Raw genomic sequence first — 24,961 nt, forward strand, 5'->3', positions numbered from 1 at the left:
TCACTCAAGGCAGGTGGCGATCTTAGCCGCCAATAATCTTCATCACAGTCGCACCGCCAGAGAATGCCAGATCTTGTTTGTCACCCAGCGCCTTGACCAACAGGCCTTGCAACGCAGGCAACGCCTGGTGGCGCGGTTTTTCGAGCAAATCGCCCACATAGTGGCGATTACTCGATGACAGGCAGCCATGCAGCCAGCCGGTCGAGGACAGGCGCAGCCGCGAGCAGGTACGGCAGAACGGCACACTTTCATTGGCGATCACACCGAAGTGGCCCACTTCAGGAATGGCGAAACGCAGCGCGGTGGCATCCAGCGGCGCGTGCGCCTGAATATAGTCGTAGCGGCTGCCGATCAGCGCCAACAGCTCCGGCATGCCGACAAACTGGCGCTGGAAGCTATTTCCGTCACGGGCCAGATGGCCCATGCGCATCAGCTCGATAAAGCGCAGCTCGAAGCCATTGGCCAGGCAGTAGTCGAGCAGTGGCAGCACCTGATCAAGGTTCTGCCCACGCAACGGCACCATATTGACCTTGATTTGCATCCCTGCCGCGCGCGCTTGCTGCAGGCCATCGAGCACTGTCGCCAGATCGCCGCCACGGGCAATGGTGCGAAATGCCGCAGCGTCGAGGGTGTCCAGAGAAATATTCAAGCGGCGGATGCCGCATTCGAGCAGCAGCGGCAGCTTGCGCGCCAGCAGCTGGCCATTGCTGGTTAAGCTGATATCGGCCAAACCGAGCTGACTGACGCCGCGCAAAAAAGCGTCGAGTTTGGGGCTAACCAGCGGCTCACCGCCGGTGATGCGCAAGCGCTCAATACCGGCGGCTTCGATCAGATAGGCCACGCCACACAGCATGGCCTCGGCCGAGAGCTCGTCCTGAGCGGCTACGAGCCGCTTACCATCGGGCACGCAGTAGGTGCAGGCATAGTTGCAGGCGGCGGTCAGGCTGATCCGCAGATTGCGAAAGCGCCTGCCCTGGCGGTCAACGATCATGCATGACTCCAGCAAAGGTAGGCGCCGAGTATAGGGGCGCCGCCAACGCAGCAGATTCGTTATCCACCCGCTGAATACCTCAGCTAGCCGGGGTGTCGCCCTCACGCTTGCGCTTGTTGCCCATGCGCACGCCGATATCCATGAGGAACTGGAAGAAACCTTCCTGATCTTCCAGCACGTTGCTCCAGAACGGCGAGTGATACAGCGCCACAGCGCCGTGCACCAACGCCCAGGCCGCGCAGTAATGGAAGTACGGTGGCACGTCTTCCAGCTTGCCTTCGGCGATGCGGCCCTTGATCAGCTGGGTCAAACGCTCAAAGTTGGAGGCGCGGATCTTGTGCAGTTGCTCGACCATCTCCGGCACTTGGTTGCCTTTAACTACCTTTTCTTCCAGACGGTCAAACAGGCGGTAGCGCTGCGGATCGCGCATGCGGAACTCGAAGTAGGCGCGTGACAGGGCTTCTTTGTCACGGTCGACATCGGCCGAGTGCAGCAGCTCGTTGAGATCGCGCTCATAGTCGAGCATCAGGCGCAGGTAGATCTCCGCCTTGGACTTGAAGTGTTTGTAGATGGTGCCTTTGCCAATACCAACCGTGTCGGCAATCATCTCCACAGTCACGCTGTCTTCACCCTGATCGAGGAAGAGCTTCAGTGCTGTGTCGAGAATTTCCTGTTCGCGGCGGCGAAACTCACGGACCTTGCGGGGTTCTTTATGCATAAAAGGACTACGGGGTCAAAAAAACGAAGGCGCGTATTATGCCTAACTAACGGCAAATTGCACGGATCATCCGACCATGTACGCAGTTCATGACGAGTTTCCGCAACTTCCCGGCCTGCGCTATCTGAACCACGCAGCCGTTTCTCCTTGGCCACAACGGGCCGTCGATGCGGTTAGCCGCTTCGCCAGCGAGAATGCCCGCACCGGCGCCCGCGACTACCCGGCCTGGCTGCAAGTCGAGCGGCGCCTGCGTGAGCGCCTACAGCGTTTGCTCAACGCACCCTCGCATAGCGATATCGCGCTGGTGAAAAACACCTCAGAAGCCTTGTCCTTTGTCGCCTTCGGCCTGGATTGGCGGCCTGGCGATCAAGTGGTGATCAGCGACGAAGAATTCCCCTCCAACCGGATTGTCTGGGAAGCGCTCGCACCTCAGGGCGTCGAAGTCGTGCAGGTCAATCTGCATCAGGGTGATGCCGAAGCAGCACTACTCGCCGCCTGTGGTCCGCGCACCCGGCTGATGGCGATCAGCGCCGTGCAGTACGCCAGCGGTTTGCGTTTGGATCTGCCGCGCCTAGGCCAGGGCTGCGAGGCACGCAGCGTGCTGCTGTGCATCGATGCGATCCAGCAGCTCGGCGCCCTGCCCTTCGATGTGCAGGCCAGCCAATGCGCCTTTGCCATGGCCGACGGCCATAAATGGTTGCTCGGCCCGGAAGGCCTTGGGGTGTTCTATTGCCGCAGCGACCTGCGTGCGCAGCTCAAGCTGCATGAATACGGCTGGCATATGCTCGAACATGCCGGCGACTACCAGCGCACCAGCTGGGAACCCGCCCAGAGCGCTCGGCGTTTTGAATGCGGCAGCCCGAACATGCTCGGTGCGATGGCGCTGGAAGCCAGCCTTTCGCTGCTGGAAGAAGTGGGTATGACGGCGGTCGAAAACGCACTGCAGGAGCGCATGCAATGGCTACTGGATGGGCTGAGCAAAATCTCTGGCGCGCACTTGCACAGCGCCGTGGAACGCCAGCAGCGCGCCGGCATCCTGACTTTCAGCCTGGATGGCTGGGACAATTCGGCGTTGTTCAGTCAACTGAAACAGCAGCAGGTGATCTGTGCGCAACGCGGCGCGGGTATCCGCCTGTCGCCTCATTTCTACACAGAACCTCGGGTCATTGAGGAGGCATTGGCGCTGCTGCAGCAGTTGGCGACTGCTTGAGGACTCAGCAGCGCGATCTGTATTCCAAATCCGTTTAAGAATGACGGCAAACGGCCTGGACGTTCGGCAATCTTCACCAATACTGAGGATTACTGGTGTGCGGCGTATCCCCCAAGCGCCCCGCCAGGCAAGGTACCGTGGACCGCGTACCTTGATTTACTCCTAATGGTCTTAACCCGGTCTCATCCCCCAGAGGCCGGGTTTTTTTTGCCCGCAGCTTTATATGGCTACTGCTATCAAACCACACGGGCCAGCGGAAATAGGCGCTTGAAATTGACCGTGGTCTGTTCCGCCAATTGCTCGAAGCTCACACCACGCAGCACCGCCAGGTACTCGGCCACATCACGTACATACTCGGGCAGGTTCGGCTTACCGCGATGCGGGATCGGCGCCAGGTACGGCGAATCGGTTTCCACCAGCAGCCGATCGACCGGCACCTGACGCGCCACTTCACGCAGCGCCTCGGCATTGCGGAAGGTAACGATGCCGGACAACGAAATATAAAAGCCGATATCCAGAGCGGCCTTGGCCATTTCCCAGTCTTCGGTAAAGCAGTGCAGCACGCCGGCTTGCGGCAACGCCGCTTCGCGCAGCAGCGCCAGGGTGTCGGCGCGCGCTTCGCGGGTATGCACGATCACCGGTTTACCGGTGATCCGCGCAGCATCCAGGTGCAAACGAAATGACGTTTTTTGCAACGCTGCGGACTCTGGCTCGTAGTGATAGTCCAGGCCGGTTTCGCCGATGGCCACCACCTGCGGGTGGTTCAATTCGCCGAGCAGCCAATCCAACGCTGGCGCCGCACCGGGTTCAAGGTCCAGCGGGTGAACGCCGACCGAGCAATCGACATCGGCATAGCGCTCAGCCAGGCCTTTGACCGCAGCGGCATTATCGGCACTGACGCCGATACACAGAAAATGACCAACGCCGCGCGCCCGCGCAGCATCCAGCGCCGCATCGAGTGAACCGCCATGGGCGGCCAGATCAAGGCGGTCAAGGTGACAGTGGGAATCAACCAGCATGGGGAACAATCACTTGAGAATCGGTGCCGCAAAGCGGGCACCGTGATACGGAGGAAAAACCAGTTACATGGTGTGAGTCGGACGATCCGACGTCAGCGCACCGGCCAGGTAGGTTTCGATCTTGTTGCGCGCGGTGTTGTCGCCATCATTGAACTGCACACCCACACCGGCAGCGCGGTTGCCTTGAGCGCCTTTGGGGGTGATCCAGACCACCTTGCCGGCGACCGGAATCTTTTCCGGCTCGTCCATCAGGTTGAGCAACATGAACACTTCATCACCGAGCTTGTAGCTCTTGTTGGTTGGAATAAACAGGCCGCCATTCTTGATAAAGGGCATGTAAGCGGCATAGAGCACGGATTTGTCCTTGATTGTCAGCGACAAAATTCCGTTACGCGGGCCCAAGTTAGGAGGCAGACTCATGCGGCATTCCTGATTTTATTCACTTAATGGCCGATTCTAGCCCGGTCCGGGCAGGCTTGCCCACTGCACCAGCAAGGCTTCGAGAAGCAAGACACGGTTCAGGTTAGCCTTGCCGAGGACTTTCTGACGCTGCGCCAATAACCAATCCTGAATGTTCAGCACTTTCGCTTGCGGCGTTTTCTCCGCCAAGTACTGCACCACCTTGCGCATATCAGTTTGCCCGAGGCCGTCTTCATCACGGGTCAGTTGGTAGCGCAGCATCAGCTGCGACCACTGGCAGAACCAGTCGAACAGCAACTGCAGAGATACCGCATTCCAGCTTTCGGCCAACTGGCTGGGGGCAATCTGCTGTTTGAGCAGCTTCTTCACCCCCTCAACCACCTGCGCACGCTGCGCGATAACGCCCTGCTCATGCATCTTCACCGCGGCTAACGGCGAGCCGGCGGCAAGGAAGAGCAACTCGCGATGCTCTTCAGCGCTACAACCGGGCAACGCCTGCTGCAGCCACGCCAGGCTCATCGCCTCGCTTGGCAACGGACAGGCCTGTTGCACGCAGCGGCTTTTCACCGTCGGCAACAGGCGGCTGGGTTGATGGCTGATCAACAGCAATACAGTATTGCCGGATGGCTCTTCCAGGCTTTTCAGCAGGGCGTTGGCGGCGTTGACGTTCATCGATTCGGTCGGCTCGACCAGCACCACTTTGCGCCCGGCCAGCTGCGCCGTCTGTACCACGAAACTGACCAGCTCACGCACCTGATCAACCTTGATCGCCTTGTCGGCCTCTTCCGGTTCCAGAATGTAGTTATCCGGGTGGGTGCCAGCCGCCAGCAAATGGCAGGACTTACACTGACCGCAGGCATCCAGGCCAGCGGGCACCTGACACAACAGCCGCGCCATCAGGCGTTCGGCCAGGGCGCGTTTACCGATGCCTGCCGGCCCGTGCAGCAGATAGGCATGAGCATGTTGCGCGCGCCCAGCTAGTTGCTGCCAAAGAGAATCCTGCCAGGGGTAAGCGTCAGCCACGCTGCAGCTCCAGCAGTTGCGGCAGCAACTCGTCCAGCGCGCGCTGAACCTGACTCAGAGATTGCGAGGCATCAAGGATGCGGTAGCGCTGCGGCTGCTCGGCGGCGCGGCGCAAGTAGGTCTGGCGTACGGCATCGAAGAACTGCCGGCCTTCCTGCTCGAAGCGATCCAGTCGACCGCGCGCAGCAGCACGAGCCAGGCCCACCTCAATCGGCAGATCGAATACCAGTGTCAGATCCGGGCGTAGCGAACCCTGAACGAACTCCTCCAGCAAGGCGATACGCACTTCGGAAAGACCACGACCACCACCCTGATAGGCGTAGGTTGCATCGGTAAACCGGTCACAGAGCACCACAGCGCCACGCGCCAAGGCCGGACGAATCACCTGCGCCAGGTGCTGCGCACGCGCTGCAAACACCAACAGCAGCTCGGTGTCGGCCGCCATCGGCTCATCACTGGGCGCCAGAAGCAGCTCGCGCACACGTTCAGCCAACGGCGTACCGCCCGGCTCGCGAGTCAACAGCACATCAAGACCGTGCTCACGCAAGCGCTCAGCCAGGTAGTCACGGTTGGTACTTTTGCCGGCGCCTTCTGGGCCTTCCAAGGTGATAAACAAACCGCTCACAGGCTGTCCTTACTGATTATTGGGCACGGCCGGGGCCGGACTGGAACGGTAATCCGCGCGGCGCTTGAGCTGATACTCACGCACAGCCCGGTTGTGCTGTTCCAGGGTGTCAGAAAACACATGGCTGCCATCACCACGAGCGACGAAGTACAGGCTGCTGCCGGCAACCGGATTCAGAGCAGCATGGATGGCTTCACGGCCAACCAGAGCGATTGGCGTCGGCGGCATGCCGTCGATGGTGTAGGTGTTGTAAGCCGTCGGCTGACGCAGGTCATCACGGGTGATGCGACCGTTGTAGCGTTCGCCCATGCCGTAAATCACGGTCGGATCCGTTTGCAGGCGCATACCAATACGCAAACGCCGCACAAACACCCCGGCAATTTCACCGCGCTCTTGCGGCACGCCGGTTTCCTTCTCGATCATCGAGGCCATGATCAACGCGTCATAAGGTTCTTTGTACGGCAGATCCTTGGCCCGCTGCGCCCATTCTTCGGCCAGCACCTGTTCCAGCCGAGCATGAGCCTGCTTGAGCAAATCAAGATCGCTCATGCCGCGGACAAAACTGTAGGTATCGGGGAAGAAGCGACCTTCCGGGTTGAGGCCCGGCAGTCCGAGGCGCTTCATCAATTCGGCATCGCTCAACTCAGTCAGGGTCAGATCGAGACGCGTCTCGCGGGCCAAGGCCGCACGCACCTGACGGAAATTCCAGCCCTCGACCAGCGTCAGGCTGTACTGCAAGACCTCGCCACGCCGCCACAAGCCGAGCATATCGACGGCCTTAAGGCCGGGCGTAAGGCGGTACTCGCCACTGTGCAGCGGTTGATTGCGCAAGTTGAAACGCCAATAAAGACGCAGCCAGAAGGCCTTGTCGATCACCCCATCGGCTTCCAGGCGATTGAGTACACCGCCGGGTGTGGCACCTGTGGGCACCTCAACCAGATAATCCTCGGTGAGCTTCAGCGGCTGCTGCAGCGCCGTATGCTGTTGCCAGGCGGCAAACGCAACCAGTAAGCCAGCCAGCAACACACCGCCTTCCAGCAGCAGCAAAATTTTGCGTATCACGAATCAGCAGTCCAGTAGATCGCGGGCAATGGCCTGCAGTTTACGGGTGAGCGGGCCGACCGGCCAGTCGTGCGTTTGCAGCGCGCATACCGGCCAGACGCCATAGACGCTGTTGCAGAGAAAGACTTCATCGGCCGCTAGCAACTCGGCCAAATCAAAATCGCGCACCTGACAGCCGATTCCACAAGCAGCGGCCTGCGCCAGCAACTCGGCACGCATCACTCCAGCCACACCACAACGACTCAAATCCGCGGTAATCAACTGACCCGCACGGACGATAAACAGGTTGCTGTAGACGCCCTCGATAACCCGCCCGGACGCATCCAGCATCAAGCCTTCGGCATGCTCGGCGTCCTGCCACTCGGCGCGCGCCAGCACCTGCTCCAAACGGTTGAGGTGTTTCAAACCGGCCAGCAGCGGCTGCTCGGCCAAGCGGGTTGCACAAGCAAACAGGCGCACGCCCTGTTCAGCATTGCGTGCAGGATACTGCGGCTTCGCTGCGCTTTGCAGAATACGCCGCGGCTGCGCCGGCTCAGGCGGCGCATAGCCACGCTGGCCATCGCCGCGAGTCACCATCAGTTTGGCCACTCCATCACCGAGTTGCTGACAGAACGCCAGCAACTCGGCCTTGAGCAGGTTCATATCAATAGGGATGCGCAGGCGCGCGCAGCCTTCAGCCAAGCGCGCCAGATGGCGCTCCAGCAACACGGCTTGGCCAGCCGTTACGGCGATGGTCTCAAACAGCCCATCGCCGTAGGCCAAGCCGCGATCCTTGGCGGACAGCAACTCGGCCGGTTGGCCGTCAATCCAGCTCAGCATTAACCGGCGAACCGGCGGAATACCAGCGAGCCGTTGGTGCCACCAAAACCAAAGGAGTTGGACAGCACGACATCCAGCGCCATGGCCTTGGCCTGGTGCGCGACGAGGTCCAGATCACAACCTTCATCCGGGTTATCCAGGTTGATGGTTGGCGGAGCCACCTGATCACGCAGCGCGAGGATGCTGAAGATCGCCTCCACCGCACCGGCTGCGCCGAGTAGATGCCCAGTCATGGATTTGGTCGAGCTGACCGCCAGCTTGTAAGCATGCTCGCCGAACACCGACTTGATCGCCGCTATTTCGGCTTTGTCACCGGCAGAAGTCGAGGTGCCATGGGCGTTGATGTACTGCACCTGCTCAGGATTCAGCCCGGCATCGCGCAAGGCGTTGGTCATGCAGCGCGCTGCGCCTGCGCCATCTTCCGGTGGTGAGGTCATGTGGTAAGCGTCGCCGCTCATGCCAAAGCCAATCAACTCGGCATGGATGGTCGCGCCACGCGCCTTGGCGTGCTCCAACTCTTCCAGCACCAGTGCACCGGCTCCATCGGACAGCACGAAGCCATCACGGTCTTTGTCCCATGGACGGCTGGCCCTGGCCGGCTCGTCATTGCGTGTCGACAGCGCACGAGCAGCACCGAAGCCGCCCATACCCAGACCGCAGGCCGCCATTTCGGCGCCGCCTGCAACCATTACATCGGCCTCGCCAAACATGATGTTGCGTGCCGCCATGCCGATGCAGTGCGTGCCTGTGGTGCAGGCCGTGGCGATGGCGTAGTTAGGCCCCTGCAACCCCAGATGGATCGACAGGAAGCCGGAAATCATATTGATGATCGAGCCTGGCACGAAGAACGGCGAAATGCGCCGCGGCCCTTGCTCGTGTAACGATCTGCAGTTGTTCTCGATATTGGTCAGGCCACCAATACCGGAGCCCATGGCCACGCCGATGCGCTCACGGTTGGCATCGGTGACCTCCAGGCCGGAGTTGCGCACTGCCTGAAAACTGGCAGCGAGGCCGTACTGGATAAACAGATCGAGCTTGCGCGCCTCTTTGGCGGACAAGTACTCCTCAACGTTGAACCCCTTTACCGCACCACCAAAACGTGTGGAAAAAGCGGAAAGATCCATATGCTCAAGCAGGCCAATGCCACTGCGGCCAGCCAAAATGCCCTGCCAGCTACTCGGCACATCGTTACCCAATGGCGACAGCATGCCCATACCGGTAACCACGACGCGTCTACGCGACACAGCAATCTCCTTTTCTAGTTATCAACGCCTGGAAAGCGCTTAAAGAAAAGCCGCACACCTGATGTAAGGAGTGCGGCTTTTCCGAGTCGGGATCCGACGATTACGTTTTACGCGTGAGCGGTAACGTAGTCGATCGCTTCCTGAACGGTGGTGATCTTCTCGGCTTGTTCGTCCGGGATCTCGGTCTCGAACTCTTCCTCGAGAGCCATCACCAGCTCAACGGTGTCAAGCGAGTCGGCACCCAGGTCTTCAACGAAGGAAGCGCTGTTGGTTACTTCCTCTTCTTTGACGCCCAGTTGCTCGGCAACGATTTTCTTGACGCGTTCTTCGATGGTGCTCATACGTTGTTCTCACTCCTAATGGGACAAATCTTGGCCGCTATTCTGCGACCAAGTGTATAGAAAGGGTTTTTAGCATTTCAAGCTGAATGCCGGGGTGCCCCACAAACACTTCAACGACCTGCCTACAAACCTGTTGCAGCTTTATAACGGATTTTAGACAGCATCTATGACAGTTTTCTGAAGCCATCCGTCACATTCAGCTCATGTACATCCCGCCGTTCACAGGGATAGTAGCGCCTGTGACGTAAGCCGCGCCATCAGAAGCGAGGAAAGCGACCACTTTTGCGATCTCTTCGGCCTGCCCTAAACGGCCCAACGGAATTTGTGTCAGCAGCGCGTCGCGCTGCGCTTCTGGCAATTCACGGGTCATATCAGTGTCGATAAAACCCGGTGCCACGGCGTTCACAGTAATCGCCCGCGAACCTACTTCACGCGCCAACGCACGGCCAAAACCTTCAAGACCGGCCTTGGCTGCTGCATAGTTGACCTGGCCACCGTTGCCCATGGCGCCCACTACCGAACCGATGTTGATGATGCGCCCGTAGCGTGCCTTGGTCATACCGCGCAGCACAGCCTTGGTCAGCCGGTACAGGCTGCTCAGGTTGGTGTTGATGACATCAAACCACTCGTCATCTTTCATGCGCAGCATCAGGTTATCGCGGGTGATGCCGGCGTTATTGACCAGAATCAACGGCTGACCAAGATGTTGCTGGATATGTTCGAGGGTGCTGGCGACCGATTCGCTGTCGCTAACATCGAGGACCAAACCGGCGCCTTCAATGCCATTGGCTTTCAGGGTTTCAGCAATACGCTCAGCACCCGAAGCGGTGGTAGCGGTACCAACAACCACGGCACCCTGACGCCCCAACTCCAGGGCAATCGCCTGGCCAATACCGCGGCTTGCGCCGGTGACCAATGCAACCTTACCTTGCAGGCTCATAACGTTTCTCCTTAATCAGACTAGGGCCGCGTTCGCAGCAGCGAAGGCGTCCGGGGTGTCCAGGTTATGGGTATTGATGCCTTTGACGCAGCGTTTGTTCAAACCAGACAACACCTTGCCCGGACCGCACTCAACCAGATCCGTCACACCTTGCGCAGACAGGCAGACGATCGACTCGACCCAACGTACTGGACTGTAAAGCTGAGCCAGCAGGTCGCGCTTGAGCCCTTCCAGATCAGTCACTGCCGCAGCGCTGACGTTCTGTACCAAAGCGATTTGCGGAGCCTGCCAGTCAATTGCCGCTACTGCTTCGGCAAAGCGCTCAGCCGCAGGGCGCATCAACGCGCAGTGCGACGGCACGCTAACCGGCAACGGCATCGCGCGCTTGGCGCCACGCGCTTTGCACGCCTCAATAGCGCGCTCGACGGCAGCAGCGCCGCCGGCGATCACCACCTGACCCGGGGCATTGAAATTCACCGCGCTGACCACTTCACCCTGCGCAGCCTCGGCACAAGCCGCCACTACATCAGCATCTTCCAGACCGAGAATCGCTGCCATGCCGCCCTGCCCGGCTGGAACAGCCTGCTGCATCAGCTGGCCGCGATGTTCAACCAGCTTGACCGCAGCGGCCAGCGACAGACTACCGGCGGCAACCAGCGCCGAGTACTCACCCAGGCTGTGCCCGGCGACAAACGCCGGACGCGCGGCGCTCTCAGCAAACCAGGCACGCCACAGCGCAACAGAAGCGGTGAGGATCGCCGGCTGAGTCTTGTCGGTTTGATTGAGTTGTTCTTCAGGACCTTGCTGAGTCAACGCCCAGAGGTCATAACCAAGGGCTTCGGAAGCCTCGGCGAAGGTTTCGAGGATCAGCGGTCGTTGCGCACCATGCTCGGCGAGCATGCTCAGCGACTGGGAACCCTGACCTGGAAAGACGAATGCGAGAGATGCAGACATGGAAACCTGTTCCTAATGATCGTGATCGTCGGTAATACGCGCCCAGCCTAGCCAAGCGCAAGAAACTGACAGTTGGATGACAGGCTGCCCGCTGCGGTCACATTCTAAAGCAGGTGCTCGCCCAGGCGACCGTGCAAACGCTGCGGCAAATCCTCTTCAATCTCCCGCAAAGCTCGGCGAATAGCGCTTTTAAAGTCTTCAGGCCCGGCCGCACCATGGCTTTTCACCACAATACCCTGCAGCCCGACAAAGCTCGCACCATTGTGCTGCGCCGGGGCCAGCTCACCCTGCAAGCGCCGCAACAGCGGCAACGCTAAAGCCCCCACCATGCGCGCAGCCAGGCTGGACTTAAACAGCGCCTCAATCCGCCCGGCAATCATTGCAGCCAGGCCTTCGCTGGACTTGAGCAGGATATTGCCGACAAAACCGTCGCACACCACAACATCGGCCTCACCGCGATACAACCCATCGCCCTCGACAAAGCCGATGTAGTTCAGGCCTTCAGCTTGCTGCAGCAGACTCGCCGCCAGCTTGACCTGCTGGTTGCCCTTGATGTCTTCAGTGCCGACGTTCAGCAACGCCACACGCGGACGCACTGTACCCAGCGCCTCGGCAGTAACCGAACCCATCACGGCAAACTGGTAGAGGTGCTCGGCGCTGCAATCGACATTGGCGCCCAGATCGAGTAGATGGCAAAACCCCGCCTGCGTCGGAATGGCGGTGACCATGGCCGGACGATCAATGCCGGGCAGGGTTTTCAGCACGTAGCGCGACAACGCCATCAGTGCCCCGGTATTACCGGCACTGACGCAGGCCTGCGCCGCACCATTGCGCAGTAACTCAAGGCTGATACGCATCGACGAATCAGGCTTGCCACGAAGCGCCTGGGCCGGACGCTCGTCCATGGCGATAATCTCACCAGCATGCTCAATGCGCAGACGTGCACGATCGACGCCGGGATAGCGGGCAATCAGAGATTCAAGCAGAGAAGATTGGCCGACGAGGACCAGGTGCAACGAAGTGTATTCAGCCAGGCAAGAGATGCAGGCTGGAACAATGCAGTGGGGACCGAAGTCCCCACCCATTGCATCAATCGCGATGATCGGAGCGGACAAGATTTACTCGTCAGCGCCCTTGTCGATCACTTTACGACCACGGTAAACGCCTTCTGGCGATACGTGGTGACGCAGGTGGATTTCACCGGTGCTTTTCTCGACCGACAGGGTGCTGGCCTCGAGGGCATCGTGCGAACGACGCATGTCACGGGCGGAACGGGATTTTTTGTTCTGCTGAACAGCCATAACTAATTAACTCCTAAACGTTTGGGTCACGCTTTAACTGCGCCAATACACTGAACGGGTTGGACCGCGTTACCTCGTCCTCGCTCGACTCGGGCTCTTCGAGGCCGGCCGGCTGCTGGCAATCTTTAGGGTCATGAGCCGGGACAATGGGCAAGGCAAGCAGAAGCTCCTCCTCAACCAGCGCCAGCAGATCCAATGGGTCTTCACCCAACTCAATCACGTCATAGCCTTGCGGCACTGACTGGGTATTCGCACCCTCTTTCACCACAGCGTAATCACACGCGCTATGGATCAGCAAAGTGACCAGCTCCAGACAACGCTGGCAAACCATCTTGACTTCAACCTCAAGCTCGCTGTGAAAAACTACAGCATTGCGCTCGTCGCGCTCGAAGAAGAACTTCGTACGCACCATGCCTTGATTATCGGCAAGCGGGCCGCAGAGTCGCTGCAAATCTGACAGTTGCAGCTCACCTTCGAGGGTGGCGCTGCGATCGGCTAATTTGCGCGGATCAACGTGAGGTGGAATCGGGCCATTTGACATAGGCGGCGCATTTTAGGGATGCAACCAGCCGCTGTCAAAGGAAATTCGGCCTGTCCAGCATATGGGCCGACAGCTAGAATCGCCCACCATCTGTAAACAACTATATATAGAAGGAAATCGCCGTGCTGCCTCTGGTGCTCGCCTCCAGCTCACCCTACCGACGTGAACTGCTCACCCGCCTGCGCTTACCCTTCACCTGGAGCGCTCCGCAAATCGACGAATCACGACGACCTAATGAAGGCGCTGAAGCCCTGGTACGCCGATTATCGCTGGAAAAGGCCCAAGCACTGAGCGCTAGCCACCCGCAGCACCTGATCATCGGTTCAGATCAGGTCGCGGTACTCGGCTCACAAATCATCGGCAAACCGCACACCCTGGAGCGCGCTCGCGAACAGCTAATGGCCGCCAGCGGCAACAGCGTGACCTTTCTGACTGGCCTCACCCTGCTTAACAGCGCCACCGGCCAGCAGCAAACCGACTGCGTACCCTTCACGGTGCATTTCCGCGCCCTCAGCGAAGCGCAAATCATGCGCTACCTGAACGCCGAACAACCCTTCGACTGCGCGGGCAGCTTCAAGGCCGAAGGCCTGGGCATCAGCCTGTTTCGCAGCACCGAAGGCAGCGACAGCAACAGCCTGATCGGCCTCCCCCTGATCCGCCTGGTGGACATGCTGCAAGCCAGCGGTATCGATATCCCCTAAAAACAACAAGCCCGATCAATGACCGGGCTTGCTTGCAACAGCTCCAGACCTTAGCGCAACGCCGGCCCCTGGAACCCCATCCAAAGGGCAATGCGCTCAGCCATGCTGGCACCTAAAGTTTTGGCAAACTTATCGAAAGGTGATTCTTGCACCGTGAAGTCGACGATTTCCTTCTCGCCAATCACCTCCCGCGCCACGTAGCTGGTATTGCCCAAGGCATCGACCAACCCAAGTTTTAAAGCCTGCTCGCCAGACCAGACCAAGCCCGAGAACAGCTCAGGGTGCTCGGCATCTTTCAAGCGCTCGCCACGCCCCTGCTTAACGCTGGCAATAAACTGACGATGGGTGGTTTCCAGAACGCCCTGCCAGAACTTGGTCTCTTCGGCCTTTTGCGGCTGGAACGGATCGAGAAACGCCTTGTGCTCGCCGGAGGTATACACGCGGCGATCCACACCCAGCTTCTCCATCACCCCCACAAAACCAAAGGTTGCCGCAGTCACACCAATGGAGCCAACCAGACTAGCTTTGTCGGCATAGATCTCATCAGCCGCACTAGCGATGTAATAGGCACCCGACGCACCCAAATCGGTGATCACTGCATACAGCTTGATCGCCGGGTATTCGGCGCGCAGGCGGCGAATCTCGTCATAGATGTAGCCCGACTGCACCGGACTGCCACCCGGGCTATTGATGCGCAGGATCACGCCCTTGGTGTTGGCATCCTCAAACGCCGCACGCAGGCTGCTGACAACATTGTCGGCACTGGCCGATTCCTGATCGGCAATCATCCCGCGAACCTCGATCACCGCAGTATGACTGCCGGTAGTCGCGCCTTTTTTCATCGCCAGCATGGGAGAGAACAACGCCAGCGCACCGAAGATATAAATGAAGGTCAGCAGCTTGAAGAAAATCCCCCAACGCCGCGCGCGACGCTGTTCCTGCACACCAGCCAGCAGAGTCTTCTCCAGTAGCTGCCAGCTTTTACCGTCGCCATCAGCAGGAGCCGACGCCTTCCATTCATCTGCCATGCAAAACCACCTCAACTGACTGATTAGACGCGCGCTGACCTAGCCAAACGCGCAACTCGGTGAAACATTCTATTGCCAGCGTTGGCTGACACTCACGCAACGCCTGCAACGGCTGCGCGCCATAACCCACCGCCACACAATCCATGCCAGCGCGCTGCGCCATCAACAGATCGAAGGATGAGTCACCCACCATCAGCGCCTGACTAGCAGCAACACCACTTTGCGCAAGAATCTCGTGCAACATCAGCGGATCCGGCTTGCTCGCCGTTTCGTCGGCGCAGCGGCTGTAGTCGAAATAATCCAGCCAGCCACGATCCGCAAGCACGCGCTGCAATCCATGCCGCCCTTTGCCAGTCGCTACCGCCAGGCGATAACCCTCGGCACGAAACGCCTCCAAACCCTCAGCCACGCCATGGAACAGCGCCGAAGGCTCGGACTCAAGAGCCAGGTAGTTTTCGCTGTAGCTTTGCCGCAAGTGCTGCGCACGAAGTGCGCCATGCATATCCGGATAAAGACAACGAATCGCCTCAGGCAAACCCAAGCCGATAATGCCGCGCACCTGATCATCCGTGCAACGCGGCAACTCACAGGCATCGGCAGCCATATGCATCGCAGTGACAATCCGACCAATGGAATCAACCAACGTGCCATCCCAATCGAAAATCAGAAGCTGGTAGCCACGATCCTGACAATCACTCACTGAGACGCACCATAGTTCGCGCCCACATTTCATCGACCGGCGCTTCAAGCTTGAGTTGACCACCTTCAGGCAGCGGAACCACCAACTCATAGGCATGCAGAAACAGGCGCTTGCCGCCTAGATCGCGAATTTCCTTGGTGAAATCGTCATCGCCGTATTTGCTGTCACCGGCAATGCAGTGCCCTGCATACTGTGTATGCACACGAATCTGATGGGTACGCCCGGTGACCGGCTTTGCCTCGACCAAGGTGGCAAACTCGCCGAAGCGGCGCAACACACGGAAGACGGTCAATGCCTCCTTACCCTCAGGATTGACCTCGACCATGCGCTCGCCGGAACGCAGATTGCTCTTCAGCAGCGGCGCATTAACCTGTTTCTTGGCCGTTGCCCAATGACCGCGCACCAGCGCCATATAGCGCTTATCCACACCATCGCCCCGCAGGGCTTCGTGCAGGTGACGCAACATGCTGCGCTTCTTGGCAATCATCAACAGACCGGACGTATCACGATCCAGACGATGCACCAGTTCCAGATCCTTGGCATCCGGACGTAACTGACGAAAGGCTTCGATAACTCCGTAATTCAGGCCACTGCCGCCATGCACGGCGATGCCAGCCGGCTTATTCAGCACGATAAGCGCCTTGTCTTCATAGACAATTGCAGCCTCAAGACGCTGCAAAAGACCCTGCGCCAACGGCTCGGGCTCATCGCGCTCAGCCAAACGCAGCGGCGGCACGCGAATAATGTCGCCGGCCTGCAACTTGTACTCAGGCTTGATCCGCCCCTTGTTCACACGCACTTCGCCTTTACGCAAAATCCGGTAAATCAAAGTCTTGGGCACGCCCTTAAGCTGGGTGCGAAGAAAGTTATCAATGCGCTGGCCGGCAAGTTCCGGCGCAACCTCGAGCAGCTGGACGCCGGAGGTTGGAGGGGAAGGATTTGTCATCGCGCAATCATAACAATTTTTTATGGAATTGAAGCACTTAATCATTGCTGCTATAGTCGGGAACGCCGCCAAAAGCGGCTTGGTTTGCGGATGATCGCCAAAACTGCCATCCCCCAACCAACGCAACCCATTTGGGACGTGAGGCCGTCCGACGGGTTATTCAACGAAAGAAAAGCCTCCAAGGCTGTGAATAACTCGGAAATAAAGCCTATAAGCCATGATGCGCAACCAGTCCCTTTGGACGGTTGCGGTAATAGTTAACCCGCTGCGGATGTTCGCGAGCGGCACCCGAGTTTCAGCGATACGTGTAGGGTGGAGATGTACAACTGTTGGTCCGCGTAGCAGCTCGCTTTACCAAGACGCTTCATCTCGTCCGCTACCAACAGCTGATTCCTCCTCCTGACTTAGTGCTTTCTGTTATCACAGCGAGCAGGAGACGTCCGTCGCGGCCCAGCACAATTGGCTGACCGCCGCTAGACACTGGAACGCTTTACGACCGTTCCTGACGCACCTGACACCGACCCCTGAAGTCGTGTGTGCCGAACGCCGCTTCCGCCAGCACCGGAAACCGACGGTACTACATGAAAAGAATGCTGATTAACGCAACTCAGCCCGAAGAGTTGCGTGTTGCCCTGGTAGATGGGCAGAAACTCTACGACCTGGACATCGAGTCCGGCGCCCGTGAGCAGAAAAAATCCAACATCTATAAGGGTAAAATTACCCGTGTAGAGCCCAGCCTCGAAGCTGCCTTCGTCGACTTCGGCTCTGAGCGCCACGGTTTTCTTCCGCTCAAAGAAATCTCCCGCGAATATTTCAGCAAGGCCCCAGAAGGTCGCGTCAACATTAAAGACGTGCTCCGGGAAGGCCAGGAAGTCATTGTTCAGGTCGAGAAAGAAGAGCGTGGCAACAAGGGCGCAGCCCTGACCACCTTTATCAGCCTCGCCGGTCGTTACCTGGTGCTGATGCCGAACAACCCACGTGCTGGTGGTATCTCGCGCCGCATCGAAGGCGAAGAGCGCAATGAGCTGCGCGAAGCACTGAACGGCCTGGTCGCTCCAAGCGACATGGGCCTGATCGTGCGCACCGCAGGCCTCGGCCGCTCCAGCGAAGAAATGCAGTGGGACCTCGATTACCTGCTGCAGCTCTGGACCGCGATTAAAGAAGCCTCGCTGGACCGCGCCGCACCTTTCCTGATTTACCAGGAAAGCAATGTGATCATCCGCGCCATCCGCGACTACCTGCGCCAGGACATCGGCGAAGTACTGGTCGACAGCATCGAAGCGCAGCAGGAAGCCCTGAGTTTCATCAACCAGGTGATGCCGCAATACGCCAGTAAGATCAAGCTGTATGAAGACAGCGTGCCGCTGTTCAACCGCTTCCAGATCGAAAGCCAGATCGAAACAGCTTTCCAGCGTGAAGTGAAATTGCCGTCCGGCGGTTCGATTGTTATCGACCCAACCGAAGCCCTGGTGTCCATCGACATCAACTCGGCACGCGCCACCAAAGGCAGCGACATCGAAGAAACGGCCCTGCAGACCAACCTGGAAGCGGCTGAAGAAATCGCCCGCCAACTGCGTCTGCGTGACATCGGCGGCCTGATCGTCATCGACTTTATCGACATGACCCCGGCGAAGAACCAACGCGCCGTGGAAGAAAAAGTCCGTGAAAGCCTGGAAGCTGATCGTGCCCGCGTACAAGTGGGCCGTATCTCGCGTTTTGGCCTGCTGGAAATGTCGCGCCAGCGCCTGCGTCCATCCCTGGGTGAAAGCAGCGGTATCGTCTGCCCACGCTGCAACGGTCAAGGCATCATCCGCGACGTTGAATCGCTGTCGCTGGCCATTCTGCGCCTGATCGAAGAAGAAGCCCTGAAAGACCGCACTGCTGAAGTCCGCGCACAAGTGCCAATTCCAGTTGCCGCCTTCCTGCTCAACGAAAAACGCAACTCGATCACCAAGACCGAGCTGCGCACGCGTGCACGGATCGTGATCATTCCGAATGACCACTTGGAAACACCGCACTTCGAAGTTACGCGCATCCGTGACGACAGCCCTGAAGCGCAATCCACTCAATCGAGCTATGAAATGGCGACTATTGAAGTGGAAGAAGAGAAGCAGGCTGCGGCAACCCGCACCCTGGTTCGCCAGGAAGCAGCGATCAAGACCGCGCCGCAGCGCACAGCACCAACGCCAGTTGAAGCAGTAGTCACACAGCCTGTTGCTGCCGCTGAGCCAAGCCTGTTCAAAGGTCTGGTCAAGTCGCTGGTCAGCCTGTTCGCTGGTAAGGAAGAAGAAAAGCCTGCCGTCGTCGAGAAGAAAACCAGCGAACGCCCACAGCGCAGCGATGAGCGTCGTAACGGTCGCCAACAGAATCGCAACCGCGGTGGTCGCAACAGCGAAGAGCGTAAACCACGTGAAGACCGCGGTCCTCGTGAAGAGCGCGCACCGCGCGAAGAACGTCAGCCACGCGTTGCTCGTGAAGAACGCGCACCGCGCGAGGAACGTGCGCCACGTGAAGAACGCAGCCCACGCGACGTTGTAGAAGTTCGTCAGCCGCAGGAAGTGCGCCAATCGCGCCCACCGCGCGAAGAGCGTCAGCCGCGCGACCGCAAGCCACGTGAAGAGCGCCAACCGCGCGAACTGCGTGAGCCACTGGATGCCGCACCGGGTGATAGCGCAACGGTCAGCGAAGAAGTCCGTGCCGAACGCCCACAACGCGAACCGCGCCAGCCGCGCGCACCGCGTGAAGAGCGCCAGCCGCGAGCTGAACAGGCCGCAGTAGCCGCCGATGAAGAAGTACTGAACGCTGAAGAAGCGCTGCAGGACGATGAGCAGGAAGGCAGCGAAGGTGGTGATCGCCCACGTCGCCGCTCCCGTGGCCAGCGTCGTCGCAGCAATCGTCGCGAACGCCAGAACGATGCCAACGGCAACCCGATCGAAGGCAGCGAGGAAGGCGCAGAAGTATCAACTGATGCCGACTACGCAGTAGTTGCAGCAGCAGTAACCGCCGCCGTTATCACTGGTACGGACGAAGCAGCCCAAGCAACCGAAGCAGCACCGGTAATTGTCGAGCAGGAGCAGCCACGCGAAATCGCTGCCGCTGAAGCGCCACAAGCCACTGTTGAGGCAGTAGGTGTAGAAGCAGTAAGCAGCCCGGTTGTCGAGGTCAGCGAAGCACCTGTATATGCCACCGAAGTCAGCGAAGCTGCACCAGCAGCTGCTGTTGTAGAGGCGCCCGCCCCGGTTGTAGAGGTTGTTGAAGCACCTGCCGTGGTTACCGCATCCGAGCCGGTTGCCGAAGCTGTAGTAGCTGAAGTTGCAGCCGCAGAAGCTGCCCCTGTGGTCGCCGTCAGCAGCACCGGTCGCGCACCTAACGATCCGCGCGAAGTGCGTCGTCGTCAGCGTGAAGCCGAGCGTCTGGCCCGCGAAGCCGCCGAAGCCCCAGCTGCTGCCGTACAGGTTGAAGCTGCTGCACTGGTAGCTGAAGAGCCGGCTGCAGAAGTGGTTGCCGAAGCCGCAGTTGAAACTGCAGCCGAAGCACCTGAGAGCATCGAAGCCGTCGAGCCCAAGGCCGAAACCGCCGCGCAAGTAGAAGCAGAAGTAAGCCAGGAGCCGCAAAGCTCACTGTTTACTGAAGTAGAAGCCGACGCGCAGGATAAAGAAGCGGTCAAACCGCAGGTCTGATCCGCTAGGCAATAAAAAAGGGGATGCTTCGGCATCCCCTTTTGCGTTCTAGCTTTTATTACAGTGCGGTCAATACTCTGGTCGCAGCCTGCCGCCAAACGCCTTACAGCACGTTTGGCTCGATCTCCAACTCCACCGCAAAACGCTGGGCGATATCCGCCTGGATACGCTGTGCCAGCCCCAACAACTGCGCCCCCGTGGCGGCGCCGTAATTCACCAGCACCAATGCCTGCAGACGATGCACACCTGCATCACCCTCACGAAAGCCCTTCCAGCCCGCCCGCTCGATCAACCAGCCCGCGGCCAGCTTGACCTGTCCATCAGCCTGAGCATAAGCCACCAGATCGGCATGCTCAGCGCGCAAGCGTTGCGCCAGCTCACTCGATACCAAGGGGTTCTTGAAGAAGCTGCCTGCATTGCCTAGCTCAGCCGGGTCAGGCAGTTTTTCGCTGCGAATGGCGCAGATGGCCTGGCTGACATCCAGCGCCGTCGGGGCATTGATGCCCTGCTCCGCCAGACGCTGACGCACCGGACCGTAATCCAGATGCAGCGCAGCCGCGCGGCTCAAGGCAAAGCGCACTCGCAGGATGACCCAGCGCCCGCTTTCTCGTTTGAAAAGGCTATCGCGGTAGGCAAAGGCGCAGTCCTGCAGAGAAAACTCGCGCAACTCGCCGCTATAACGATCCAGGGCAGTTAACCCGGCAAACAGATCCTTAAGCTCAATACCGTACGCACCGATATTCTGTACCGGCGCCGCCCCCACGGTGCCTGGGATCAGGCTGAGGTTTTCCAGGCCGGCAAAGCCCTGCGCCAGCGTCCATTGCACAAACGGATGCCAGGACTCACCCGCTTCAGCCTCAATCACCACACGCTCGCCGTCATCGCTGAGTACGCGAATACCGCGACTGGCCATACGCAACACCAACGCATCAACGTCAGCGGTGAGCAGCAGATTGCTGCCACCCCCGAGCAACAACAGCGGCAACTGCTGCGTTTGCGCATAGCTCAGCGCTTCGCGCACCTGCTGATCATTCTCAGCCTCGGCAAAATGGCTGGCCTGGGCCTCGACGGCAAAACTGTTATAGAGCTTCAGCGAGACCTGGGTGCGCACCTGCAAGCTCATAAGCGCCCCTTGAGTTCGATAACCAGGGCATCACAGGCCTGCTCGATCAAATCCAGCACCTGGGCAAAACCGGCTTCACCACCGTAATAGGGGTCCGGCACTTCATCCAGCTCCAACTGATAACGACGCAGAAACAGGTCCAACTCGGCCGCATCATTGCCTGGGCGCAGCTGCTGCAGGTCGTGCAGGTTGCTGTTATCCATGGCCAGAATCAGGTCAAAGCCGTGAAAATCCGCCGCCTTGACCTGCCGACCGCGCAGCGCAGACAGGTCATAGCCACGCTGCTGCGCAGCCTGACGCGTGCGCAGATCCGCCGCCTTGCCCACGTGCCAGTCACCAGTGCCGGCCGAATCGACTTCGACGCGCCCTTCCAGCCCGGCTTCACGCAGCTTGTGGCGCAACACACCTTCAGCAGTGGGTGAGCGGCAGATATTGCCCAGACAGACAAACAGAACGCGCATCAGGCCCCCAGCAGGCGACGAACCCGCTCCAGGTCTTCCGGTGTGTCGACACCCGCAGGCGGCGCTTCAAGGGCATCGGCGACATGGATACGCACGCCATGCCAGAGCGCGCGCAGCTGCTCCAGGCACTCGGTGTCTTCCAGCCAGCACGGGCCCCAGGCGACGAAGTCATGCAGAAACTGCGCACGGTAGGCGTAGATGCCAATGTGACGGCGATATGGCACGCCTGCTGGAAGCTCGTCACGGCTCTTGGCAAAGGCATCCCGCGCCCAGGCCAGCGGCGCGCGGCTGAAGGTCAAAGCCAGGCCGGTCTTGTCGCTGACCACCTTGACCACGTTGGGGTTGAATAGCGCCTGCACATCCTCGATCGGCTCAGCCAGGGTGGCGATGGCCGCCTGCGGATTCGCTGCCAAATTGGCCGCCACCTGATCAATGATCGATGGCGGAATCAGCGGCTCATCACCCTGTACGTTGACCACGATGGCGTCAGCAGCCAGACCTAGAGCCGTCGCCACCTCGGCCAGACGGTCGGTGCCTGAATTGTGATCGACGCGGGTCAACACCACCTGCGCACCAAAGCCCTGACACGCCTCAACGATGCGCGCATCGTCAGTGGCAACCACCACCTGCTGCGCGCTGCTTTTGCACGCCTGTTCCCAGACATGCTGAATCATCGGTTTGCCGGCAATATCCTGCAGCGGCTTGCCCGGCAGGCGGCTGGAAGCGAAACGCGCCGGAATCACAACGGTAAAGGCAGTGCTCATTTACTTGTCCAGGCGCTCGTCGACGTTGAGGGTGCGGGCTTCGGTTTCCAGCATCACCGGGATGCCATCGCGCACTGGGAAAGCCAGTGCGTCGGCCTTGCAGATCAACTCGCTCTTGTCAGCGGCGGGCTTCAGCGGGCCCTTGCACAGTGGGCAGGCGAGAATGTCGAGTAGTTTCGGGTCCATGGGAGATCCTTGAGAGGAAGCAGCTGCTAGGGCGGATGAGGCCGCCGAATGATCAGAACAGTCAGGCGCGCGGCACAAGACGCTGCAATTGCTGATCAAACCAAGCGACAAACGCGGCCGAAGGCTCGGCATCCACCGCCAGGTACCACCAATCGTCAGCCGCAAAGGCACGGCACTTGACCGCATCCTTTTCCGTCATCAGCACCGGCAGCGCCGGACTGAAACTCAGCAGCTCGGCACTGTACGGCGCATGGTCGGCAAAGGCATGCGCGACAGGCCGCCAGTGTAGCCCTTCGAGTGTATTGAAGAAACGCTGCGGGTTGCCAATACCGGCGACCGCATGCAGGGCCTGACCGGCCGGGAAGTGACTGAGCGGATGCTGCTCGCCACTGCGCAGGTTGACCAAGGTGCGTGGCTGCAGGGTAAAGCCGTAGCCATCCTGCGGATCGCTGGACGCGCCGTTATACAGCAGCGCATCCACGCTCTGCAGACGCTCGACCGGCTCACGTAGCGGGCCGGCAGGCAGGCAATGGCGATTGCCCAAGCCGCGCGCGGCATCGATCAGCACCAGTTCGAGATCTCGGGCCAGGCGGTAGTGCTGCAGGCCGTCGTCACTGAGGATCAGGTCCAGCGGTTCGGACGCTAGCAAGGCCGCCACAGCGCTTCCACGATCAGGATCAATCATCAGCGGCACGCCGCTGCGTTGCACAATCAGCAGCGGCTCATCGCCTGCCACGCTGGCCGCCTGATCGGCCTGTACGCGCCAGGGCAGCTGCGGCGGCTGCGCACCATAACCACGACTGACCACACCGACGCGCAAACCTTGGCAGCGGCAATGCTCAATCAGCCAGAGAATCATCGGGGTTTTGCCGGTGCCGCCTACAGTGATATTGCCGACCACCACCACCGGCACGGGAGCACGGTAGATCTCGCCCTCACCGGCCATAAAACGCGCACGCTTACGCTGTACCACCGCGCGATACAGCCACTCCAACGGACGCAGCAGGCCCAGCGCCGGATGACCGGCGTACCAGGCAGCAGTGAGGCGTGCGGACAGGCTCATCAGTGGGCAACCCTCAAGGCGCGGCTTGCGCCTCGATGGTGGTCATGCGCAGATGGGCAAAACCCAGTTTGCCGGCCGCATCCATGGCGGTAATCACCGCCTGATGCTGGGCCTTGGCATCGGCACTGATGATCAGCGGCAGGCTGTTATCACCTTCCGATTCTTTCTGCAGCGCTGCCATCAGGCTTTCCAGATCGCTTTTCAGCAACTGTTTGGCATTCAGCGAGTAGCTGCCGTCAGCGGCAATCAGGATTTCCAGCTGCTTGAGTTCAGTTTGCTCGGGCGGCGTGCCAGTGGCCGCCTCCGGCAGATCGACCTTGAGCTGGGTCTCACGGGTAAAGGTGGTGGTGACCACGAAGAACAGCAACAGGATAAACACCACGTCGATCAACGAGGCCAGGTTGATCTCGACGTTCTCCCGCGGTTTGCGCCGGAATTTCACGCCTTGTCCTCGCCCATGTCGACGTCACGATCGCCCTGCACCACTTCCACCAGGCGAATCGCCTCCTGCTCCATGCCGACCACCAGCTCATCGACGCGGCGCTGCAGGTAACGGTGGAAGAACAGTGCCGGAATGGCCACCATCAGACCCGCCGCCGTCGTGATCAGCGCCTTGGAAATACCGCCGGCGAGCAAGGACGCATTGGCCATGCCCGAGCCCATAAAGGAGCTGAAGATTTCGATCATGCCCAGCACCGTACCAAGCAAACCCAGCAGCGGCGCGATACCAGCAATGGTGCCCAGGGCATTCAGGTAGCGCTCCAGATCATGAATGACCCGTCCGGCAGCTTCTTGGATGCACTCCTTCATGATCTCGCGACCATGTTTGGAGTTGGCTAGGCCGGCAGCAAGAATCTGCCCCAACGGCGAGTTGGCGCGCAGCTCCTTGAGCTTCTGGTTATTGAGTTTCTTATCCTTGATCCACTTCCACACCTGACCGAGCAGGTTGGGTGGGGTGATGCGGCTCGGCCGCAACGTCCACAGGCGCTCGGCAATGATGCCGGCCGCAGCGATAGAACACAGAATGATCGGCAGCATCATCCAGCCGCCAGCTTTAACCAGTTCCCACACGGTGGCAGATCCCCTTCACAAAAGTGGCGC

28 protein-coding genes are annotated in these 24,961 nt (G+C 59.7%); 3 read left to right on the forward strand and 25 right to left on the reverse strand.

Annotated elements, in window-relative coordinates; translation table 11 throughout:
- Window positions 1-22 precede the first annotated feature (22 nt).
- Both BLO50_RS00865 and BLO50_RS00870 read right to left on the reverse strand, forming a co-directional pair.
- Window positions 23-991, reverse strand: a complete 969-nt coding sequence (locus BLO50_RS00865; RefSeq protein WP_090247977.1) for a GTP 3',8-cyclase MoaA — start codon at window positions 989-991, stop codon at window positions 23-25.
- Between the two features lie 79 nt (window positions 992-1,070).
- Window positions 1,071-1,709 (reverse strand): TetR/AcrR family transcriptional regulator, encoded by a 639-nt coding sequence (locus tag BLO50_RS00870; protein WP_090247979.1) that lies wholly within the window; start codon window positions 1,707-1,709, stop codon window positions 1,071-1,073.
- A gap of 76 nt (window positions 1,710-1,785) precedes the next feature.
- Here BLO50_RS00870 and BLO50_RS00875 point away from each other — a divergent pair, with 76 nt between their 5' ends.
- Window positions 1,786-2,919, forward strand: coding sequence for an aminotransferase class V-fold PLP-dependent enzyme (locus BLO50_RS00875; protein ID WP_090247981.1), 1,134 nt, complete (start codon window positions 1,786-1,788; stop codon window positions 2,917-2,919).
- 236 nt (window positions 2,920-3,155) lie between these two features.
- On the opposite strand, the gene BLO50_RS00880 is transcribed toward BLO50_RS00875, so the two are convergent.
- From BLO50_RS00880 to BLO50_RS00940, 13 genes are all read right to left on the reverse strand, one after another.
- Window positions 3,156-3,938 carry a TatD family hydrolase gene (locus BLO50_RS00880; RefSeq protein ID WP_090247983.1) on the reverse strand — a complete coding sequence of 261 codons (783 nt, stop codon included), beginning with the start codon at window positions 3,936-3,938 and terminating at the stop codon, window positions 3,156-3,158.
- A gap of 63 nt (window positions 3,939-4,001) precedes the next feature.
- A complete protein-coding gene (locus BLO50_RS00885) occupies window positions 4,002-4,358 on the reverse strand; it encodes a PilZ domain-containing protein (protein WP_090238100.1) in 357 nt (118 codons plus the stop codon).
- Between the two features lie 36 nt (window positions 4,359-4,394).
- Window positions 4,395-5,381 carry a DNA polymerase III subunit delta' gene (locus tag BLO50_RS00890; RefSeq protein ID WP_090247985.1) on the reverse strand — a complete coding sequence of 329 codons (987 nt, stop codon included), beginning with the start codon at window positions 5,379-5,381 and terminating at the stop codon, window positions 4,395-4,397.
- A complete protein-coding gene (gene tmk, locus BLO50_RS00895; protein ID WP_090247986.1) occupies window positions 5,374-6,006 on the reverse strand; it encodes a dTMP kinase in 633 nt (210 codons plus the stop codon). The genes BLO50_RS00890 and tmk overlap by 8 nt, the downstream gene beginning before the upstream one ends.
- Window positions 6,007-6,015: 9 nt before the next feature.
- Entirely contained in the window at window positions 6,016-7,068 is a 1,053-nt protein-coding gene (gene mltG / locus BLO50_RS00900; RefSeq protein WP_090247988.1) for an endolytic transglycosylase MltG, read from the reverse strand.
- Window positions 7,069-7,071: 3 nt separating this feature from the next.
- Window positions 7,072-7,887: an aminodeoxychorismate lyase gene (gene pabC / locus BLO50_RS00905; protein ID WP_090247989.1), complete on the reverse strand. Its 816-nt coding sequence runs from the start codon at window positions 7,885-7,887 to the stop codon at window positions 7,072-7,074.
- Window positions 7,887-9,131 (reverse strand): beta-ketoacyl-ACP synthase II, encoded by a 1,245-nt coding sequence (fabF, locus tag BLO50_RS00910; RefSeq protein WP_090247990.1) that lies wholly within the window; start codon window positions 9,129-9,131, stop codon window positions 7,887-7,889. The genes pabC and fabF overlap by 1 nt, the downstream gene beginning before the upstream one ends.
- Window positions 9,132-9,238: 107 nt before the next feature.
- Window positions 9,239-9,472: an acyl carrier protein gene (gene acpP, locus BLO50_RS00915; RefSeq protein ID WP_058066290.1), complete on the reverse strand. Its 234-nt coding sequence runs from the start codon at window positions 9,470-9,472 to the stop codon at window positions 9,239-9,241.
- Between the two features lie 196 nt (window positions 9,473-9,668).
- Complete coding sequence (fabG, locus tag BLO50_RS00920; protein ID WP_090247991.1) at window positions 9,669-10,412, reverse strand: 3-oxoacyl-ACP reductase FabG; 744 nt, start codon at window positions 10,410-10,412, stop codon at window positions 9,669-9,671.
- Window positions 10,413-10,427: 15 nt separating this feature from the next.
- Window positions 10,428-11,366 (reverse strand): ACP S-malonyltransferase, encoded by a 939-nt coding sequence (gene fabD, locus BLO50_RS00925; RefSeq protein WP_090247992.1) that lies wholly within the window; start codon window positions 11,364-11,366, stop codon window positions 10,428-10,430.
- 104 nt (window positions 11,367-11,470) lie between these two features.
- Window positions 11,471-12,481, reverse strand: a complete 1,011-nt coding sequence (gene plsX / locus BLO50_RS00930; protein WP_090247994.1) for a phosphate acyltransferase PlsX — start codon at window positions 12,479-12,481, stop codon at window positions 11,471-11,473.
- Between the two features lie 3 nt (window positions 12,482-12,484).
- Window positions 12,485-12,667 carry a 50S ribosomal protein L32 gene (gene rpmF / locus BLO50_RS00935; protein WP_090247995.1) on the reverse strand — a complete coding sequence of 61 codons (183 nt, stop codon included), beginning with the start codon at window positions 12,665-12,667 and terminating at the stop codon, window positions 12,485-12,487.
- A gap of 13 nt (window positions 12,668-12,680) precedes the next feature.
- Entirely contained in the window at window positions 12,681-13,208 is a 528-nt protein-coding gene (locus BLO50_RS00940; RefSeq protein ID WP_090247997.1) for a YceD family protein, read from the reverse strand.
- A gap of 122 nt (window positions 13,209-13,330) precedes the next feature.
- Between BLO50_RS00940 and BLO50_RS00945 the strand changes: the two genes are divergently transcribed.
- The gene (locus BLO50_RS00945; protein ID WP_090247998.1) at window positions 13,331-13,909 is read left to right on the forward strand and encodes a Maf family protein; all 579 of its coding nucleotides are present in this window, start codon (window positions 13,331-13,333) and stop codon (window positions 13,907-13,909) included.
- 50 nt (window positions 13,910-13,959) lie between these two features.
- Here BLO50_RS00945 and sppA read toward each other — a convergent pair whose 3' ends face one another.
- From sppA to rluC, 3 genes are read right to left on the reverse strand one after another with little or no spacing between them, the layout of a single operon-like run.
- Window positions 13,960-14,937, reverse strand: a complete 978-nt coding sequence (gene sppA, locus BLO50_RS00950) for a signal peptide peptidase SppA (RefSeq protein ID WP_090248000.1) — start codon at window positions 14,935-14,937, stop codon at window positions 13,960-13,962.
- Window positions 14,927-15,637 (reverse strand): HAD-IA family hydrolase, encoded by a 711-nt coding sequence (locus tag BLO50_RS00955; protein WP_244152819.1) that lies wholly within the window; start codon window positions 15,635-15,637, stop codon window positions 14,927-14,929. Before BLO50_RS00955 ends, sppA begins: the two co-directional genes overlap by 11 nt.
- The gene (gene rluC / locus BLO50_RS00960) at window positions 15,630-16,583 is read right to left on the reverse strand and encodes a 23S rRNA pseudouridine(955/2504/2580) synthase RluC (protein WP_090248003.1); all 954 of its coding nucleotides are present in this window, start codon (window positions 16,581-16,583) and stop codon (window positions 15,630-15,632) included. The genes BLO50_RS00955 and rluC overlap by 8 nt, the downstream gene beginning before the upstream one ends.
- Before the next feature lie 581 nt (window positions 16,584-17,164).
- Between rluC and rne the strand changes: the two genes are divergently transcribed.
- On the forward strand, window positions 17,165-20,263 hold the full coding sequence (rne, locus tag BLO50_RS00965; protein WP_090248005.1) for a ribonuclease E: 3,099 nt from the start codon (window positions 17,165-17,167) through the stop codon (window positions 20,261-20,263).
- A gap of 103 nt (window positions 20,264-20,366) precedes the next feature.
- On the opposite strand, the gene murB is transcribed toward rne, so the two are convergent.
- The 7 genes from murB to BLO50_RS01000 all read right to left on the reverse strand — a co-directional run bounded on the left by murB (window position 20,367) and on the right by BLO50_RS01000 (window position 24,931).
- Window positions 20,367-21,386 carry a UDP-N-acetylmuramate dehydrogenase gene (gene murB, locus BLO50_RS00970; RefSeq protein ID WP_090248006.1) on the reverse strand — a complete coding sequence of 340 codons (1,020 nt, stop codon included), beginning with the start codon at window positions 21,384-21,386 and terminating at the stop codon, window positions 20,367-20,369.
- Complete coding sequence (locus BLO50_RS00975) at window positions 21,383-21,847, reverse strand: low molecular weight protein-tyrosine-phosphatase (RefSeq protein ID WP_090248008.1); 465 nt, start codon at window positions 21,845-21,847, stop codon at window positions 21,383-21,385. The genes murB and BLO50_RS00975 overlap by 4 nt, the downstream gene beginning before the upstream one ends.
- Window positions 21,847-22,611 (reverse strand): 3-deoxy-manno-octulosonate cytidylyltransferase, encoded by a 765-nt coding sequence (kdsB, locus tag BLO50_RS00980; protein WP_090248010.1) that lies wholly within the window; start codon window positions 22,609-22,611, stop codon window positions 21,847-21,849. Before kdsB ends, BLO50_RS00975 begins: the two co-directional genes overlap by 1 nt.
- Window positions 22,612-22,797 (reverse strand): Trm112 family protein, encoded by a 186-nt coding sequence (locus BLO50_RS00985; protein WP_090248012.1) that lies wholly within the window; start codon window positions 22,795-22,797, stop codon window positions 22,612-22,614. It abuts the gene before it with no gap.
- Between the two features lie 61 nt (window positions 22,798-22,858).
- Complete coding sequence (gene lpxK, locus BLO50_RS00990; protein WP_090248013.1) at window positions 22,859-23,860, reverse strand: tetraacyldisaccharide 4'-kinase; 1,002 nt, start codon at window positions 23,858-23,860, stop codon at window positions 22,859-22,861.
- A gap of 13 nt (window positions 23,861-23,873) precedes the next feature.
- Entirely contained in the window at window positions 23,874-24,302 is a 429-nt protein-coding gene (locus tag BLO50_RS00995) for an ExbD/TolR family protein (protein ID WP_090248015.1), read from the reverse strand.
- Complete coding sequence (locus tag BLO50_RS01000) at window positions 24,299-24,931, reverse strand: MotA/TolQ/ExbB proton channel family protein (protein ID WP_090248017.1); 633 nt, start codon at window positions 24,929-24,931, stop codon at window positions 24,299-24,301. Before BLO50_RS01000 ends, BLO50_RS00995 begins: the two co-directional genes overlap by 4 nt.
- Window positions 24,932-24,961 lie beyond the last annotated feature (30 nt).

This window comes from Pseudomonas peli, from assembly GCF_900099645.1.
GTDB classification, from domain to species: Bacteria; Pseudomonadota; Gammaproteobacteria; order Pseudomonadales; family Pseudomonadaceae; genus Aquipseudomonas; species Aquipseudomonas peli.

Bases quoted from the DNA above. Each gene is read 5' to 3' on its own strand.
- BLO50_RS00865 (WP_090247977.1), bottom strand. From the start codon at position 991: ATGATCGTTGACCGCCAGGGCAGGCGCTTTCGCAATCTGCGGATCAGC.
- BLO50_RS00870 (WP_090247979.1), bottom strand. From the start codon at position 1,709: ATGCATAAAGAACCCCGCAAGGTCCGTGAGTTTCGCCGCCGCGAACAG.
- BLO50_RS00875 (WP_090247981.1), top strand. From the start codon at position 1,786: ATGTACGCAGTTCATGACGAGTTTCCGCAACTTCCCGGCCTGCGCTAT.
- BLO50_RS00880 (WP_090247983.1), bottom strand. From the start codon at position 3,938: ATGCTGGTTGATTCCCACTGTCACCTTGACCGCCTTGATCTGGCCGCC.
- BLO50_RS00885 (WP_090238100.1), bottom strand. From the start codon at position 4,358: ATGAGTCTGCCTCCTAACTTGGGCCCGCGTAACGGAATTTTGTCGCTG.
- pabC (WP_090247989.1), bottom strand. From the start codon at position 7,887: ATGCTGAGCTGGATTGACGGCCAACCGGCCGAGTTGCTGTCCGCCAAG.
- acpP (WP_058066290.1), bottom strand. From the start codon at position 9,472: ATGAGCACCATCGAAGAACGCGTCAAGAAAATCGTTGCCGAGCAACTG.
- fabG (WP_090247991.1), bottom strand. From the start codon at position 10,412: ATGAGCCTGCAAGGTAAGGTTGCATTGGTCACCGGCGCAAGCCGCGGT.
- fabD (WP_090247992.1), bottom strand. From the start codon at position 11,366: ATGTCTGCATCTCTCGCATTCGTCTTTCCAGGTCAGGGTTCCCAGTCG.
- rpmF (WP_090247995.1), bottom strand. From the start codon at position 12,667: ATGGCTGTTCAGCAGAACAAAAAATCCCGTTCCGCCCGTGACATGCGT.
- BLO50_RS00940 (WP_090247997.1), bottom strand. From the start codon at position 13,208: ATGTCAAATGGCCCGATTCCACCTCACGTTGATCCGCGCAAATTAGCC.
- sppA (WP_090248000.1), bottom strand. From the start codon at position 14,937: ATGGCAGATGAATGGAAGGCGTCGGCTCCTGCTGATGGCGACGGTAAA.
- rluC (WP_090248003.1), bottom strand. From the start codon at position 16,583: ATGACAAATCCTTCCCCTCCAACCTCCGGCGTCCAGCTGCTCGAGGTT.
- rne (WP_090248005.1), top strand. From the start codon at position 17,165: ATGAAAAGAATGCTGATTAACGCAACTCAGCCCGAAGAGTTGCGTGTT.
- murB (WP_090248006.1), bottom strand. From the start codon at position 21,386: ATGAGCTTGCAGGTGCGCACCCAGGTCTCGCTGAAGCTCTATAACAGT.
- BLO50_RS00975 (WP_090248008.1), bottom strand. From the start codon at position 21,847: ATGCGCGTTCTGTTTGTCTGTCTGGGCAATATCTGCCGCTCACCCACT.
- kdsB (WP_090248010.1), bottom strand. From the start codon at position 22,611: ATGAGCACTGCCTTTACCGTTGTGATTCCGGCGCGTTTCGCTTCCAGC.
- BLO50_RS00985 (WP_090248012.1), bottom strand. From the start codon at position 22,797: ATGGACCCGAAACTACTCGACATTCTCGCCTGCCCACTGTGCAAGGGC.
- lpxK (WP_090248013.1), bottom strand. From the start codon at position 23,860: ATGAGCCTGTCCGCACGCCTCACTGCTGCCTGGTACGCCGGTCATCCG.